A 16,315-nucleotide genomic window follows, 5' to 3' on the forward strand; every position below is an offset into this window, starting at 1 on the left:
TGCCAATTGCAAAAAATTTGTTATTAATGCGCGGACGCAAGATTGGCGTCCAAGTGCCCGTCGGCAGGGGAAAATCCGTGGGGCTTATCCCAAAGAGTCAGCAACCGCTGATCGGCGTCGATATCAGTTCGACTGCGGTCAAGCTGTTGCAGCTGTCGCGTAGCGGCAACCGGTTCCGCGTAGAGCACTACGCCGTGGAACCCTTGCCGCCCAACGCCGTGGTCGAGAAGAACATCGTCGAGGTCGAAGCCGTGGGCGAGGCGATTCGCCGCGCCGTGACCCGTTCCGGCACCCGCGCCAAGCATGCCGCGGCGGCGGTGGCCGGCTCGGCGGTGATCACCAAGCTGATCCCGATGCCGGCCGAGCTCGACGAGAACGAGCTGGAAGCGCAGGTCGAGCTGGAGGCGGTCAACTACATCCCGTACCCGATCGACGAAGTGAACCTGGACTTCGAGGTGCTGGGCAGCATCCCCAACAACCCGGAGATGGTGCAGGTGCTGCTGGCCGCGTCGCGCTCGGAGAACGTGGAGCTGCGCCAGTCGGCGCTGGAACTCGGCGGCCTGATCGCCAGGGTCATGGACGTGGAGGCCTTCGCGGTCGAGAACGCGTTCGCGCTGGTGGCCAGCGAGCTGCCGGTGGCCGCAGATGGCGTCGTCGCCCTGGTCGATATCGGCGCCACCATGACCACGCTCAACGTGTTGCGCGGCGGACGCAGCCTGTACAGCCGCGAACAGGTATTCGGCGGCAAGCAGCTGACCGACGAAGTGATGCGCCGCTACGGCCTGACCTACGAGGAAGCCGGCATGGCCAAGCGCCAGGGCGGGCTGCCGGAAAGCTACGAGATCGAAGTGCTGGAGCCGTTCAAGGAGGCGACGGTGCAGCAGATCAGCCGCCTGCTGCAGTTCTTCTATGCAGGCAGCGAATTCAACCGGGTCGACCACATCGTGCTGGCCGGCGGCTGCGCGGCGCTGGCCGGGTTGCCAGAGATGGTCGAGGAACAACTGGGAGTGGCGACCGTGGTCGCCAACCCGCTGGCGCAGATGACCCTGGGGCCGAAGGTGCAGGCGCATGCGCTGGCCCAGGACGCGCCGGCGCTGATGATCGCCACCGGCCTGGCTCTGAGGAGCTTCGACTGATGGCAAAAATCAACCTGCTGCCCTGGCGGGCGGAGCGACGCAAGCAACGCGAGCGCGAGTTCTACTCGATGCTGGGCTTCGCCGCATTGGCCGGCGTGCTGCTGGCGGCGCTGATCTGGTTCTACTACGACCGTCAGATCACCGGACAGAACGAGCGCAACGCCTATCTGCAGACCGAGATCGAGAAGGTCCAGGCGCAGAACAAGGAAATCGACAAGCTCGACGAGCAGAAGCGGCGCCTGCTGGCGCGCAAGCGCGTGATCGAAGAGCTGCAGGCCAAGCGTTCGCAGATGGTGCACCTGTTCGACTCGCTGGTGCGCACCATCCCCGATGGCGTGGTGCTGACCGCGGTCAAGCAGGAAGGCGACATCCTGACCCTGGAAGGGCGCTCGCAATCCAATGCACGGGTCAGCGCCTACATGCGCAATCTCGAGGGCTCGGGCTGGATGACCAATCCGGAACTGTCGGTGATCGAGGCCAAGGCGCAGGACAAGGAGGTCAAGGGGCCGATCGTCGACGCCAAGGCCTTGCCCTACGTGTTCACGCTGAAGGTCAAGCTGCCGGTGCCGGGCGACGCCGCGGACACGGTGCCGGGTACTGGCACGCCGGCACCCGGTGCGCCGGCCGCGCCGCCCGCCGCCGGCGCCGCCGCAACTCCGGCGTCGACTGCCGCGCCCGCGGCACCGACCGCACCCGCGACGCCGCCGGCCGCCCCGCCGGCCGCGCCTGCCGCCACGCCAGCGCAACAGGGACCGGCGTCATGAGCAAGAAAGTCAACCTGAAAGACCTGGACTTCAACAACCTCGGCAGTTGGCCGCAGCAGGCCAAGATCGGCTTCTGCGTGCTGGTCACGCTGTTCATCCTGATCCTGTCGTGGTTCCTGCTGATCAGCGACAAGCGCGACGAGCTGGGCACGCTGGAGCAGAAGGAAACCGAGCTGCGCGCCTCGTTCGAGAAGGAGCAGAGCCGTGCGGTCAACCTGCAGCCGCTGAAGCAACAGCTGGTGCAGATGGAGCAGGTGCTGCAGCAGATGCTGCGGCAGCTGCCGAGCAAGACCGAGATGCCCGACCTGATCATCGACATCTCGCAGACCGCGCTGTCCAGCGGCCTGGCCAACGAGCTGTTCCAGCCGGGCCCGGAGTCGCCGAAGGAGTTCTACGCGGAGAAGCCGATCGCGCTGCGCATGGTCGGCAGCTACCACCAGTTCGGCGCCTTCGTCAGCGGCGTGGCGTCGCTGCCGCGGGTGGTGATCCTGACCATGCACGACATCAATCTCCAGCCTAAGGACAAGAAGGTCGGGCTCACCTCGCGCGGTGAGCTGGAGCTGTCCGGCACGGTCAAGACCTATCGCTACCTGGACGACAAGGAAATGGCGGACCAGGAGAAAGCGGCGGCCGCGGCGAAGAAGGCTTCCAAGCAAGGCGGTGGCGCATGAAGCGGCGGACCACGGCATGGAAGTGCCTGGCCGGACTGGCGCTGGTGGCGCTGCTCGGCGGTTGCGGTCGCGGCGTGACCAGCACGCCGGGCGAGGCCCCGAACCTGGAGAACTGGGTGAAGGACGTGCGCGCGCGGCCGGCGCAGCCGCTGGAGCCGCTGCCGGTGATGCAGCAGTTCGAAACCTTCGAATATGCGGCGCAGGGCCTGCGCGATCCGTTCAGCGACGCCTGGACCAGTCCGGACGGCAACAACGGCCTGCGCCCGGATCCGAACCGGCGCAAGGAACCGCTGGAGCAGTTCCCGCTGGACGGCTTGACGATGGTCGGCACGCTGGGCAACGGTGCGGGCCTGGTGGCGCTGGTGATGGCGCCGGACAAGGTGACCTACCGGGTTCGTCCCGGCATCTACATGGGGCAGAGCGATGGCCGCGTGACCGGGGTGCACGAGGATCGCATCGATTTGATTGAACTGGTGCCGGATGGCGCTGGCGGTTGGCTGGAACGTCCGGCCGCCGTGGCGCTGGACGATCAATGATTGATTATGGGGATAGCACGATGACTTTTTCCAAAGCCCTGAGCCTGCGTCCCATCCGGCGCCACGCGACGGTGCGGCTATGCGCATTGGGGTTGGCGGCGATGCTGGGGAGCTCGGCCGTGATGGGTGCGGCGCTGGCGGCGACGCCTGCGCCGGGTCCGGCGGTGGCAGCGCCGCAGGCACCGGCCAAGCTCACGGTGTCGAAGATCGATTTCAAGCGCGGCGACGGCGATGCGGGGCGGCTGATCCTGCACTTCAGCGGCGCGGGCGCAAGCCCCGATCTGCGGACCCAGGGCAACAACGTGGTGGTCGATGTCGGCAACGCATCGCTGCCGGCGGAACTGCAGCGTCCGCTCAACGTCACCGACTTCGCCACGCCGGTCCAGCGCATCGACGCCAAGCCGTACGCCGGCGGCGCGCAGCTGGTGCTGAGCACCAGCGGCGCCTTCGAGTCGCTGGCCTACCAGTCCGGCAACGAGTACGTGGTGGAGATCTCGCCGCGGACCTCGGCGCCGGCAGTGGGCGCGGTCAGCGCGACCACGGTCAGCCAGGCGGCGGCGCAGGTCGCCGCGCGCGGCTATAGCGGCCGCCCGGTCACGTTCAACTTCCAGGACGTGCCGGTGCGCACCGTGCTGCAGCTGATCGCCGAGGAATCCAACCTCAACATCGTCGCGTCCGACACCGTGCAGGGCAGCGTCACCCTGCGCTTGGTCAACGTGCCGTGGGACCAGGCGCTGGACATCGTGCTGCGCGCCAAGGGCCTGGACAAACGCCGCGACGGCGCCGTGGTCTGGGTCGCGCCGCAGCAGGAACTGGCCAAGTTCGAGCAGGAAAAGGAAGATGCGCGGATCGCGATCGAGAACCGCGAGGACCTGAGCACCGACTACATCCAGATCAACTACCACAGCGCCACCACGATCTTCAAAGCGTTGACCGAGGCCAAGGGGATCGGTGGTGGTGGTGGTGGTGGTGGTGGTGGTGGTGGTGGCGGTAGCGGCGGCAGCGGCCAGACCGACAACGGCTTCCTGTCGCCGCGCGGACGCATCGTCGCCGACGAACGCACCAATACGCTGATGATCAGCGACATCCCGAAGAAGATCGCGCAGATGCGCGAGCTCATCAACGTGATCGACCGTCCGGTCGACCAGGTGCTGATCGAGGGCCGCATCGTCATCGCCACCGACACCTTCGCCCGCGATCTGGGCGCCAAGTTCGGCATCGGCGGTACCCGTGGCTACGGCGACAACACCGCGACCGTCGGCAGCGGCGCGACCGGCGGCGGCGCCGCTGCCACGCGCGGGCTCAACGTCGATCTGGGCGGCACCACCTTCACCAATGCCACGAACCTGCCGAGCCTGGCCTATACGCTGCTCGGATCCAACTTCAACCTGGATCTGGAGCTGTCGGCGCTGCAGGAAGAGGGACGTGGCGAGGTGATCTCCAACCCGCGCATCGTCACCTCCAACCAGCGCGAGGCGGTGATCAAGCAGGGTAAGGAAGTCGCCTATGTCACCATTACCGGTGGCACGGGTGGGACCGCGGCAACGCCGAACGTGCAGTTCAAGGAAGTGTTGCTGGAGCTGAAGGTCACTCCGACCATCACCGACGACAATCGGGTCTTCCTGAACATGAACGTGAAGAAGGACGAGATCGAGCGTTTCGTGATCCTGGAAAACTACGGCACTGTCCCGGAAATCAACCGCCGCGAGATCAATACCGCGGTGCTGGTCGACGACGGCCAGACCGTGGTGATCGGCGGCGTTTACGAGTTCACCGATCGCAACAGCGTCTCCAAGGTGCCGTTCCTGGGCGATATCCCGTTCCTGGGCAATCTGTTCAAGAAGCGCGGCCGCAGCAAGAGCAAGGCCGAACTGCTGATCTTCGTGACGCCGAAGGTAATGCGCGTGGCCAAGCGGGCGTCGGCCGCTGGCTGATCCCGCGCTACCGAACCACCAGTGGTGACAGGACGGGAGAAGCATGCACTTCTCCCGTCTTCGTTTCAGGCGGCGGATGAGGAAAATCTGAATTCGCGGCCGATTCCTGTCGCAGGCGCAGAACCATTTCACCGCCGATAGGTCAAACTCGGCGCATGAACACCACGCCCTCGAGCTTCGACCCTTCTCCCGCCGCGTCCGAGCACCAGCGTCTGCACGCGGCCTTCCTCGCCCTGCGCGACGGCCTGTCCGCCACCATCGTCGGCCAGTCCGCGCTGGTGGAACGGTTGCTGATCGCGCTGCTCGCCGATGGCCACCTGCTGGTCGAAGGCGCGCCCGGCCTGGCCAAGACCACCGCGATCCGCGCGCTGGCCTCGCGGCTGGAAGCGGATTTCGCCCGCGTCCAGTTCACGCCGGACCTGTTGCCGGCCGACCTGACCGGCACCGAGGTGTGGCGCCCGCAGGAAAGCCGCTTCGAGTTCCTGCCTGGGCCGATCTTCCATCCGATCCTGCTCGCCGACGAGATCAACCGCGCGCCGGCCAAGGTGCAGTCGGCGCTGCTCGAGGCGATGGGCGAGCGCCAGGTCACCGTCGGCCGGCACACTTATGCGCTGCCGAAGCTGTTCCTGGTGATGGCCACGCAGAACCCGATCGAGCAGGAGGGCACCTTCCCGCTGCCCGAGGCGCAGCTGGACCGCTTCCTGATGCATGTGCGGATCGGCTATCCGGAAGCCGCCGCCGAGGCCGAGATCCTGCGCCTGGCGCGCGAGCGCGCGCGCGAGACCCTGGAGCACGGCGAGGCAGCACCGCCGCGGCTGCCGCTGGAGGACGTGTTCGCCGCGCGGCGTGCGGTGCTGTCGCTGCACATGGCGCCGCCGCTGGAGCGTTACCTGATCGAACTGGTGCTGGCCTCGCGCGATGCCAGCGGCTACGACCCGGCACTGGCACGGCGCATCGCCTGGGGCGCGAGCCCGCGCGGCTCGATCGCGCTGGAGCGCTGCGCGCGTGCGCGCGCCTGGCTGGCGGGGCGCGACTTCGTGACCCCGGACGACGTGCGCGCGGTCGCGCCAGACGTATTGCGCCATCGCGTGCTGCCCAGCTACGAGGCCACGGCCGAGGGCTGGGACGGCGATCGCCTGGTCGCAGCGCTGCTGGACCAGGTGCCGCCGCCTTGACCGAGCGGCAGCGCGAACGGAAACGGCTACAGCGCCGAGCGCCGGCATGTCGTGCCGGCGGCGCCATGCCGCGGGCGAGGTAGCGCACGGTGGCCGTGCAGACCATGCCGCCGCAGACGCCACGCGCCGACGCCGCGCCGGGCGGCGACGGCGTGCGCCCGACCCTGGCCGAGCTGGTGGCGTTGCGCGCGAGCGTGGCGCGGGTGCCGCCGCCGCGGCGCGGGCGCCATGGCCTCAGCGGCAGCGCGCCGGCGGCGCAACGTGGCCGCGGCATGGAATTCGCCGAGTCGCGCGAGTACGTGGCCGGCGACGACGTGCGCCACATCGACTGGCGGCTCACCGCGCGCAGTGGGCGCACCCATACCAAACTGTTCCAGGCCGAGCGCGAGCGGCTCAGCCTGATCGTGGCCGATACCGCGCCGACCCTGTATTTCGGCACCCGCGTGCGTTTCAAGTCGGTGCAGGCGGCGCGTGCCGGCGCGGTGGCGGCATGGACCGCGCAGCGCCAGGGCGATCGTCTCGCCGCCTTGCGCGGCAGCCGCAGCGAAGCGCCGGTGCCGCCGGCGGCCGGACCGCGCGGCGCGTTGCGCGTGCTCGACGCGCTGGCGCGCTGGTACGCGCAGCCGCCGCCGGACGATGCCGGCCTCGGCGTGGCGCTGGAACACGCGGCCAAGCTGCTGCGGCCGGGTTCGCGGCTGGTGGTGCTGGCCGATCCGAGCAGCGCCAACGCGATTCCCGCGGCGCGCTGGGCCGGGCTGGCGCTGCACAACGACGTGGTGCTGGTGTTGCTGGCCGACGCGCTGGAGTTGCAGCCGCCGCGTGCGGCGTTGCCGTTCTGGGCCGGCGGCCGGCGGGTGGAAGTGGACTTGCTGGCGGCCAGCGCGCAACAACGCTGGCACGCGCAGTTCGTCGCGCCGCTGGAAACGCTGCTGGCCGAACTGCCCGGGCGCGGCGTGCAGGTGCGCGTGCTGCGCAGCGATGCGGCCAGCGAATCTTGGCTGCTGCCGGCGCCAGCCGGGAGCGCGCCGCGATGACCCCGCAACAGTTGCCGCTGCGCGATGTGCACCTGCCGCCGGCGCCGCCGTGGTGGCCGCCGGCCCCGGGCTGGTTGCTGCTGGGCGCGGCGCTGCTGCTGGCGCTGGGCATCGCGCTGGGCCTGTGGGCGTGGCGGCGCGCGCGACTGCGCCGCTGGCAGCGCCAGTTCGATGCGGCGCTCGGCAGCGGCGCTGCGCCGGCGCAGGTGGCCGCGGTGTCGGAACTGCTGCGCCGCGCGGCACGGCGCAGCGACCCCGCCGCCGCGGCGTTGCAGGGCGAGCCCTGGCTGCGCTTCCTCGACGGCGGCAAGCGCCAGGACTTCTCCGCCGGGCCGGGCCGGGCGCTGCTCGACGGCGGCTATCGGCGCGAACTGGATCCTGCGCAGCTGCAGGCCTTGCTGCCGCTGGCGCGGCGCCGCTTCCTCGAGCTGATGGCCAGGCGATGAGCAAGGCCGCGATCAGCATGTTCTCGCTGCACTGGCAAAGTCTCGCCGACCTGCTGGCCGGGTTCGCCTGGCCATGGATGTGGCTGGCGATGCCGCTGCCGCTGCTGGCGCGGCTGTTGCTGCCGGCGCAGCACGGCAACGCACCGGCGCTGCGCGTGCCGTACGGCGCGCAGTTGCAGGCCGTGGCGGCGGCGCCCGCGCGCGGCGGCCTGTGGCGCGTCGGCCTGTGGTTGGCGTGGCTGGCCTGGTTCTGCCTGTGCGGCGCGGCGGCACGGCCGCTGCAACTGGGCGAGCCGATCTCGCCGCCGCAGCAGGCGCGGCAGCTGATGCTGGCGGTGGACCTGTCCGGCAGCATGAGCGAGCCGGACATGACCCTGGGCGGGCGCGTGGTGGACCGGCTGACCGCGGCCAAGGCGGTATTGGCCGACTTCCTCGACCGCCGCGACGGCGACCGCATCGGCCTGCTGGTGTTCGGCCAGCAGGCGTATGCGCTGACCCCGCTGACCGCCGACCTGGCGACGGTGCGCGATCAACTGCGCGACAGCGTGGTCGGCCTGGCCGGACGTGAGACCGCGCTCGGCGACGCGATCGCGCTGTCGGTCAAGCGCCTGCGCGAACAGCCGCAGGGCGACCGGGTGCTGATCGTGCTGACCGACGGCGTCAACACCGCCGGCGTGCTGGAACCGGCCAAGGCGGCGGAACTGGCCAAGGCCGAACACGTGCGCGTCTACACCATCGCCTTCGGCGGTGCCGGCGGCTATTCGCTGTTCGGCTTGCCGATCCCCGCCAGCGGCGGCGACGACCAGGTCGACGAGGACACCTTGCGCAAGATCGCGCAGGACACCGGCGGCCGCTTCTTCCGCGCCCGCGACACCGACGAACTGGTCTCGATCTACGCCGAGCTGGAGCGCCTGGAGCCGGTGCGCTCGGCCGGCCCGGCGGTGCGCCCGCGGATCGAGCGCTACGCGTGGCCGCTGGCGGCGGCGCTACTGCTGGGGTTGATCGCCTTCGTGTGGCCATGGAGGCGGCAATGAACGCCGTGCTCGGCTTCCTGGATGCCTTGCATCTGCTGCGTCCGCAGTGGCTGTGGGCGCTGCTGTTGCTGCCGTTGCTGGGCTGGAGCTGGCTGCGCCGGCGCCGGCGCCGCAATGTGTGGCGGCGCGCGGTGGACGCGCACCTGTTGCCGCACCTGCTGGCGAAGGAGGATGGCCGGCAGTCGCTGTCCGGCCTGTGGCTGGCCGCGCTCGGCTACGTGCTTGCGGTCGTGGCGCTGTCCGGGCCGAGCTGGCGCCAGGAACAGCAGCCGTTGTGGCAATCGCGCACGCCGCTGGTGATCGCGCTGGACCTGTCGCCGCGGATCGAGGCCGGCGACCTGCCGCCGTCGCGCCTGCTGCAGGCGCGCGCCAAGCTGGCGACGCTGCTGCGCGAGCGCGCCGGCGGCGAAGTCGCGCTGCTGGCCTACGCCGGCGAACCCTATACCGTCGCGCCGCTGACCGACGACGCGGCCAACGTGGCCTTGTTCCTGGACGCGCTGTCGCCGCAGGTGATGCCGATGCCCGGACAGCGCGGCGACCTGGCCATCGACTGGGCCGCGCAGTTGCTGCGCCAGGCCGGTTTCACCCGCGGCGACATCCTGCTGCTGAGCGACCAGGCCGACGCGCAGGCGCAGCAGGCTGCGGCGCGCGCGGCCGGGCAGGGCTACCGCGTGTCCGCACTGGGATTGGGGACCGCGCAGGGGGCGGCCTATCGCGACGGCCAGGGCGGCGTCGGCCATGCGCAACTGGATGCCGGCGCGCTGCAGGCGCTGGCCGCCGCCGGCAACGGCCGCTACGCCGCGCTGACGCCGACCGATGCCGATCTGCACGCGCTGGGCGTGCTGCAACCGGCGCAGCAACAGGATGCAACCGCCGCCGGGGAACACAGCGGCCGGGTGTGGCTGGACCAGGGCTACTGGCTGCTGCCGCCGCTGTTGCTGCTGGCGCTGTTCGCGTTCCGTCGCCGCGGTGGCGCGGCAGTGCTGCTGGTGTTGCTGCTGCCGCTGGCGATGCCGTGGCCGGCGCAGGCGCAGGCGACCGGCGCCACGGGCGGCGACGCTGCCGCCGGCAACTGGTGGCGGCGTCCCGACCAGGTGCGCCAGCAGCGCCTGGATACGGGCGTGCAGGCCTATCGCAAGGGCGATTTCGCCGCCGCGCAGCAACAGTTCGAAGGCATCGACAGCGACCAGGGCTGGTACAACCTGGGCAATGCGCTGGCCCGCCAGGGCCGCTACGACGAGGCCATCGACGCCTACGACAAGGCGCTGCGGCAGCAGCCGCAGATGGCCGATGCGATCGCCAACCGCGCCGCGGTCGATGCCGCGCGCAAGCGCCAGTCCGGGCAGAACACGTCCGGGCAGAACAAGCCGGGACAGCAGGACAACAACAAATCGCAACAGGACCAGAAAGGCCAGTCGCAGTCGGGTGCCGGCGGCACGCCCAAGGACCAGGATCCGGCCCAGGCCAAGGCGCCGCCGCAGCCCGATGCGCAAGGCCAGCCAGGGCAGAAGAACGGACAGTCGCCGCCGTCTGGCGCACCGAAGGATGGGCAGCAGCCGGCGCCGCCGAAGCCGGGCGATGCGCAGGCGCAGCAGCAGGCCGATGCGGCGCAGCGCCAGCAGATGCAGCAGGCGATGGCGGCGCAGCAGGGCGCGGCGGGCAAGCAGGCGGCCGCGCGCGCCGCTGCGGCCGCGGCGGAAACCCCGCAGCAGCGCGAACAGCGGCAGGCGGTGGAGGCATGGCTGCGGCGGGTGCCGGACGATCCGGGCAACCTGCTGCGCGCCAAATTCAAGCTCGAACACGAACGCAGGCAGCGGGAAGGACCATGATCGAACGCAAGCAACGCCGCTGGCGCGGATGCGTCTTCGCCACGCCGATGCGGTCGGCGACACTGGCCCTGTCGGCCATCCTGGTCCTGCTGGCCATGCTGGCGCTGCCCGCCGCGGCCGCCACCCGTGCGTGGCTGGACCGCGACAGCATCGGCGCCGGCGAGAGCGTCACCCTCAACATCGAGACCGACCAAGGCCTGGCGGCGCCGGAGTATGCGCCGCTGCACGCGGATTTCGCGCTCAGCGACGAGGTCAACAGCCGGCAGATGCAGATGGTCAACGGCCAGGTCACGGCGAAGTCGTTGTTCGGCGTGGCGCTGACGCCGCGCGCCAGCGGCACGCTGGAGATCCCGTCGCTGCGCGTGGGCAACGAGCGCACCGCGCCGCTGCGGCTGCAGGTCGGCGCGGCCGCCCCGGCGCCGGCCGGCAGCACCCGCGCCGGCGATCCGGCGCAAATCGGCAATGCCGACGTATTCGTGCAGACCGTCGCCGATGACGCGCAGCCGTACGTGCAGCAGAGCGTCGGCGTGGTGGTGCGGCTGTACCTGGGGGTGCCGCTGAGTTCGGGCGAACTGGACCTGGATCCGCCCACCGGCGCCGCGCTGCAGCGCATCGGCGACGACATCCAGAGCCGGCGCGAGATCGACGGACGCATGTTCACCATCGTCGAGCGCCGCTTCCTGCTGGTGCCCGAGCGCAGCGGGCCGTTGACTCTCCCCGGCGCGCGCTTCCGCGGACGCGGCCCCAGTGGCTTCTTCGACGACTATTTCGGCCGCGGCGGCGACCTCAGCGCGCGCAGCGCGGCGCAGACGCTGCAGGTGCGCGCGCAACCGGCCAATGCGCCGCAGCCGTGGTTGCCGCTGCACGATCTGCGCCTGCGCTACACCGCCACGCCGCAGCGCGCGGCGGTGGGCGAGGCGGCCGACATCGTGGTCGAGGCCAGCGCGCGCGGCGCCACCCAGGCGCAGTTCCCGGAGCTGCCGACGCCGAGCATCGACGGCGCGCAGGTGTTCGCCGAACCGCCGCAGTTCGACGAGAAGTTCGTCGACGGCAGTCCGCAACTGAAGATCACCCGGCGCTATTCGATCGTGCCGCAGGCCGCGGGACCGTTGCGGGTGAGCGGGCTGCGCGTGCCGTGGTGGGACGTGGCCGCCGGCGATGCGCGCGAGGCGACCTTGCCCGATCTGACCCTGCAGGTGCTGCCCGGGCGCAGTGCGCCGGCAGCGCCTGCGGCGCCGGCCAGCGTCCCGGCAGCGAGCGCGGATGCGGCGCCGGCCGGCAATGCGGTGACGCCGACCCAGGTGGGGACCGGATGGCGCGGTTCGGCGCCGCGATGGATGGCGCTCGCCGCGCTGTTCGCACTGCTGTGGCTGGCGACGCTGGTCTGGGCCTGGCGCCGCAGCCGCGGTGCGCGTGCGACGGCAGGCGGACACGCTGCACCGGCGGCGGTCGCTGCGCCACGTTCCCGCTACGGCCTGCCCGACCTGCGCAAGGCGCTGGATGCCGGCGGCCTGGACGAGGTCGCGGCGATCCTGTGCGCGCAGGCCGGCGTCGCCGACCTGGATACGCTGTTGACCCGGCTGGACGACCCGGCGCAGCGCGAAGCGGTGCTGCGCATGCAGCGCGCACGCTGGGGCGGCGCCGGCGATGTGCCCAGCGCCCGCGCCGCGTTGCGCGAGGCGTTCTGGGCCGGGCCGCGCTGGCGCGACACACAGCGCAAGCCTGCGAACGGCGACCTGCCGCCGCTGTATCCGCGCGACGCATGAATCCTTCTTGCTCATAGCGGGCCATCGCCTGAATGCGAAGGATTGGCTGGCTCTCCTTTCATCTGACGCCACGAGCCAAGGGGTGCGGTGATTAAATCGGCGGATATGCGCCGGTTGAAGGGCAGAAGTGCGCGCATTCGATGCATTCAGTTGATGCCACTGTCCCCTTCTTACCAGGTCGCGATCATTTCCTCTGTCTGATCGCGAAACGCCGGGCTGTGCTGCGGCCGCATTGTTGGCTGGAGGAGTGGAACTGCCCGCGAATCTATCCTGCTAACGTCAATAAAGCATCTCAGGTGTTTAAGCCACAGTCGTGTTGACATGAAGTGGCTTCGGGTTCACTATCCACGAAAACACGCATATTTCTGGCTATAATGAGGAAAAAGCGTCTGTTGTAGGATAATGGTCCCGGTTCAAAAAACAAAATAAGATTTTTTATCGTGATAGGAGCAAATGATGAAGAGTCAAATAATAATCAGCTTTCTCACGGCGCTGGTGTCTGGCCTATGTTTCGCTGGCGATGCGGGTGCCGCGACCCAAACCATTACTGCGAGCGCGCGAAATGGAACTTCCACGCAGGGTAGTGCAGTAACTACAACCTTCTCCAAGGTTACTTGCACGCAGGCGTCAGGTGGTGCTGGCGCCAGTTGTGGGGTTAAAGGGCCGGGCACTTTTGGGACTAATGGCTTTGCCAATCTGAATGTTGGCGAGTCCGTTGGCACTACTGGTCCAGGCACCATTTTTCTTGGTTGCAATGGTTCCTATTCTGCCAATGGTGGTCTAAGCTGCACGGCGAAAATAGAGGATACCGTCTGTAAGCCGTCTCAAACCATTTCCGCTTCCGCACATAATGGCAGCTCAATCCAAGGGTCAGCTGCGACCGTGGCACCTGCCACTGTAACGTGCACCTCGGCCAATGGCGGGACGTCCGGCACTACTTGCGGAATTCGTGGCCCAGGTACGTTTGGGACAAATGGCTATGCAATTGTTGCCGTGGGTCAATCAATTGGCACTACCGGCGGCGGTGACATTTCTCTAGGTTGTAATGGATCTTATAACGCAAGCGGTGGCGGGCTGGCCTGTTCAGCACTTGTGACCCAGGTTTGTCCTTGAAAGGGCACGTATTTGCGAAAGGCAAGAAGGGGAGCTTCGTGCTCCCTTTTTTTGCTGGTCCAGCATTGCTCCCTTGCTCGGAAGGGGGCTCGGCATGGGGGTATGGTGGCTAAGGAATGCTATTGGATAATTGCAGCTGTCATGGCAGTGGCGGTAATTGGCGGCTGGCTCCTTTTCGGGGATGCCAATAAGCCAGTGGATGACGATGCTCATCACGAGGCGAGTATTATTGATGGCTCTGCATCTATTTCCAAGAATTCCCGTGCGGCTCGCAGCCTCGACTTTTCGGGTGACGGAGGTGAGATTCATTGGTCAAAAGGCGCGATATTGGATTCAAAAGCTGTTTTGAATCTAGAATTTGAGAAAGCAGTTTTGAGGGGTGGGAAGATATCTTATGCTCGGGCGGTGCGTATGCTCAAGGGCGAAGATTTCAAAAATTACATGCAGGATGCCCTGTGGCAGTCACAAAGAGATATGGAGGCGGCTCGCGTGACTGAAATCTATGCGAAAACTATCGAAAAATCGTTCGAAAATGACCCCTCTATCGTGATCGAAAACCTTGGTTGTGGCTTAAGTGTTTGTGTCGGTGCAATCACCACTTATGGTGCCGTGGGTGAGGATAAATATAATCGATTTCAGCAAGTGCTATCGCCTGCCGACGGCACGCCTGCTTATTCGATGATTGAGGTGCCCATGGGTGAAGAGGGAGAGGCTGTCGAGCATCGCTTCGTCTTCGCGACTGATCCAAATATGAATGCTATAGCCGATGCGGCGCGTCCTTAGTGAAGGCTGCGAATTGAAGATTGGCCGCAGCGTTGCTGGACATGAGAGATGTCAAGGTAACGGAATGCAGGCTGGCGAGGGTTTCCAGCAAGTGCTCCAATTGACTGCAATTCGACGGAATCGGGTGGCCTAGCTGAAGCTGGTTCGACCACCAAGCGCTGGGGAATTAGTATGGAACTACTTTCTTGGCTCCGGGCAGTTTCACCGCGTGCAGTTAGATTATTATCTTCTCTAGCCGCTTGCTTCGGCTCATGCTCGATATGGCCTTGATCCACGAATGCAACCTTTACTAATTCGCATGACTTGTTGTAGCTCTTGAGCCAGCAATCCCACATGAGCACGCTCCTGTTCGTTGATTGCTATAACTTGCAAAAATTTCCCGGCGTATCGGCCGCCATTTGCGCCTTGCTGCTCTTCTTGCATTATAGCCTCCGTAACCGGCACGTTTGCCGCTCTCATGTAACCTCGGCGTCTGTGGCTATTTGGTCGAAGTCGCGTGCCGGTTCAATTGCAGATTCGCCTGCGCCATCTATTGCCGCCGTTTGCCAGCGCTGCCCGCTAACGGGAGTTGCTGCCCGATCAAGCTTTGTTAAGCTCGGAGTTCCCCTCCTGCAAGGCGCACACCATGACCGACACCCCCGTGAAGGCCAAGACCGGCATGCCTTTGCATTGGAAAATGGCGATCGGCTTCGCGCTCGGGTTGGTGCTGGGCCTAGCCGTGCACATGACCGTAGGCGGCGAGGCGGCCTGGGTGCAGACGCTGACCAAGTACCTGACCACGCCGTTCTCCAAGCTGTTCCTCAGCCTGATCTTCATGCTGATCGTGCCGCTGCTGTTCTCGGCGCTGGTGATGGGCATTTCCGAGATGGGCGACATCCGCGCGCTGGGCCGGATCGGCTGGAAGACGCTGGGCTATACCGTGGTGCTGTCCGGCATCGCGGTGCTGCTCGGGCTGGTGCTGGTCAACGTGCTCAAGCCGGGCATGGGCGTGGACCATGAGTTGGCGCAGCAGCTGCTGCAGCAGAACGCGGAGCGCGCCGCGCAGATCGTCGACCAGAGCAAGAGCCAGCCGCGCGGCATGGACATGCTGCTGTCGATCGTGCCCGACAACGTGGTCGCCGCCGCTTCCAGCAATGGCGCGATCCTGTCGCTGATGTTCTTCGCGGTGATGTTCGGCGTGGGCATGGTGCTCAGCGACGACGCCAAGGTGGCGACCCTGCGGCGCGGCATCGAAGGCATCTTCGAGATCTCGATGACCCTGATCGGGCTGGTGATCCGCCTGGCGCCGTACGCGGTGGCCTGTTTCATGTTCAACCTGGCGGCGCTGTTCGGCTTCGAACTGCTGGTCCGCCTGGGCGCCTACGTCGGCGTGGTGGTGCTGGCGCTGGGCCTGCACATGGTGGTGACCTACGGGCTGGCGGTGAAGTTCGCCGGGCGCTCGCCGCTGGCGTTCTTCCGCGCCACCCGCGAAGCCACGGTGATGGCGTTCTCCACCGCCTCCAGCAACGCCACGCTGCCGACCGCGCTGCGCGTGGCCGACGAGATGGGCCTGCCGAACAAGGTCTCGCGCTTCGTGCTGACCGTCGGCGCCACCGCCAACCAAAACGGCACCGCGTTGTTCGAGGGCGTCACCGTGATCTTCCTCGCCCAGTTCTTCGGCGTGGAACTGAGCATCGCGCAGCAGTTCATGGTGATGCTGGTGTGCATCCTCGGCGGCATCGGTACCGCCGGCGTGCCGTCCGGCTCGCTGCCGGTGGTGGCGCTGATCTGCGCGATGGTCGGGGTGGACCCGGTCGGCATCGGCATGATCCTGGGCGTCAACCATTTCCTGGACATGTGCCGCACGGCGCTGAACGTGACGGGCGATCTGGCGTTGACGACGTTGGTGGCGAAAGGGGAGGAGGGGGCGGCCGGGACGGCCGGGACCGGGGACCGGGGACCGGGGACCCGGTAGAAGCAACAGCAACGGCAACGGCAACAGCAACAGCAATGGCGATGCGGGCTGTGGGGTTCGCGGCGCTTGCGCGGAATGCGCGCCGCTCTCCGCTTTTCCGGGTCCCCGGTCCCGGCTCCCCAGCCTGTGGGACAATAGCG

At 67.6% G+C, this 16,315-nt stretch carries 13 protein-coding genes; all 13 read left to right on the top strand.

Features of this window, described 5'->3' with window-relative positions; genetic code table 11:
* The first annotated feature begins 77 nt into the window (after positions 1–77).
* On the top strand, positions 78–1,136 hold the full coding sequence (locus J2Y70_RS05840) for a pilus assembly protein PilM (protein WP_343237612.1): 1,059 nt from the start codon (positions 78–80) through the stop codon (positions 1,134–1,136).
* Complete coding sequence (locus tag J2Y70_RS05845) at positions 1,136–1,900, top strand: PilN domain-containing protein (RefSeq protein WP_309914480.1); 765 nt, start codon at positions 1,136–1,138, stop codon at positions 1,898–1,900. Before J2Y70_RS05840 ends, J2Y70_RS05845 begins: the two co-directional genes overlap by 1 nt.
* Entirely contained in the window at positions 1,897–2,571 is a 675-nt protein-coding gene (locus J2Y70_RS05850) for a type 4a pilus biogenesis protein PilO (RefSeq protein WP_309914482.1), read from the top strand. Before J2Y70_RS05845 ends, J2Y70_RS05850 begins: the two co-directional genes overlap by 4 nt.
* A complete protein-coding gene (locus tag J2Y70_RS05855) occupies positions 2,568–3,107 on the top strand; it encodes a pilus assembly protein PilP (RefSeq protein WP_309914485.1) in 540 nt (179 codons plus the stop codon). Before J2Y70_RS05850 ends, J2Y70_RS05855 begins: the two co-directional genes overlap by 4 nt.
* Before the next feature lie 20 nt (positions 3,108–3,127).
* Complete coding sequence (locus J2Y70_RS05860) at positions 3,128–5,041, top strand: type IV pilus secretin PilQ family protein (RefSeq protein ID WP_309914488.1); 1,914 nt, start codon at positions 3,128–3,130, stop codon at positions 5,039–5,041.
* A gap of 155 nt (positions 5,042–5,196) precedes the next feature.
* Positions 5,197–6,216, top strand: a complete 1,020-nt coding sequence (locus J2Y70_RS05865; RefSeq protein WP_309914491.1) for a MoxR family ATPase — start codon at positions 5,197–5,199, stop codon at positions 6,214–6,216.
* A gap of 104 nt (positions 6,217–6,320) precedes the next feature.
* Complete coding sequence (locus J2Y70_RS05870) at positions 6,321–7,250, top strand: DUF58 domain-containing protein (RefSeq protein ID WP_309914724.1); 930 nt, start codon at positions 6,321–6,323, stop codon at positions 7,248–7,250.
* Positions 7,247–7,696: a DUF4381 family protein gene (locus J2Y70_RS05875; protein ID WP_309914494.1), complete on the top strand. Its 450-nt coding sequence runs from the start codon at positions 7,247–7,249 to the stop codon at positions 7,694–7,696. The genes J2Y70_RS05870 and J2Y70_RS05875 overlap by 4 nt, the downstream gene beginning before the upstream one ends.
* Before the next feature lie 17 nt (positions 7,697–7,713).
* Complete coding sequence (locus J2Y70_RS05880) at positions 7,714–8,730, top strand: VWA domain-containing protein (protein ID WP_309914727.1); 1,017 nt, start codon at positions 7,714–7,716, stop codon at positions 8,728–8,730.
* Positions 8,727–10,559 (top strand): tetratricopeptide repeat protein, encoded by a 1,833-nt coding sequence (locus J2Y70_RS05885; protein ID WP_309914497.1) that lies wholly within the window; start codon positions 8,727–8,729, stop codon positions 10,557–10,559. The genes J2Y70_RS05880 and J2Y70_RS05885 overlap by 4 nt, the downstream gene beginning before the upstream one ends.
* 47 nt (positions 10,560–10,606) lie before the next feature.
* Complete coding sequence (locus J2Y70_RS05890) at positions 10,607–12,325, top strand: BatD family protein (RefSeq protein ID WP_309914729.1); 1,719 nt, start codon at positions 10,607–10,609, stop codon at positions 12,323–12,325.
* 1,215 nt (positions 12,326–13,540) lie between these two features.
* Complete coding sequence (locus J2Y70_RS05895) at positions 13,541–14,221, top strand: hypothetical protein (protein WP_309914500.1); 681 nt, start codon at positions 13,541–13,543, stop codon at positions 14,219–14,221.
* A gap of 625 nt (positions 14,222–14,846) precedes the next feature.
* Positions 14,847–16,175 carry a dicarboxylate/amino acid:cation symporter gene (locus J2Y70_RS05900; RefSeq protein WP_309914502.1) on the top strand — a complete coding sequence of 443 codons (1,329 nt, stop codon included), beginning with the start codon at positions 14,847–14,849 and terminating at the stop codon, positions 16,173–16,175.
* The last annotated feature ends 140 nt before the right edge of the window (positions 16,176–16,315 follow it).

The sequence above is a fragment of the Xanthomonas sp. 1678 genome (genome assembly GCF_031455575.1).
Lineage (GTDB): Bacteria > Pseudomonadota > Gammaproteobacteria > Xanthomonadales > Xanthomonadaceae > Xanthomonas_A.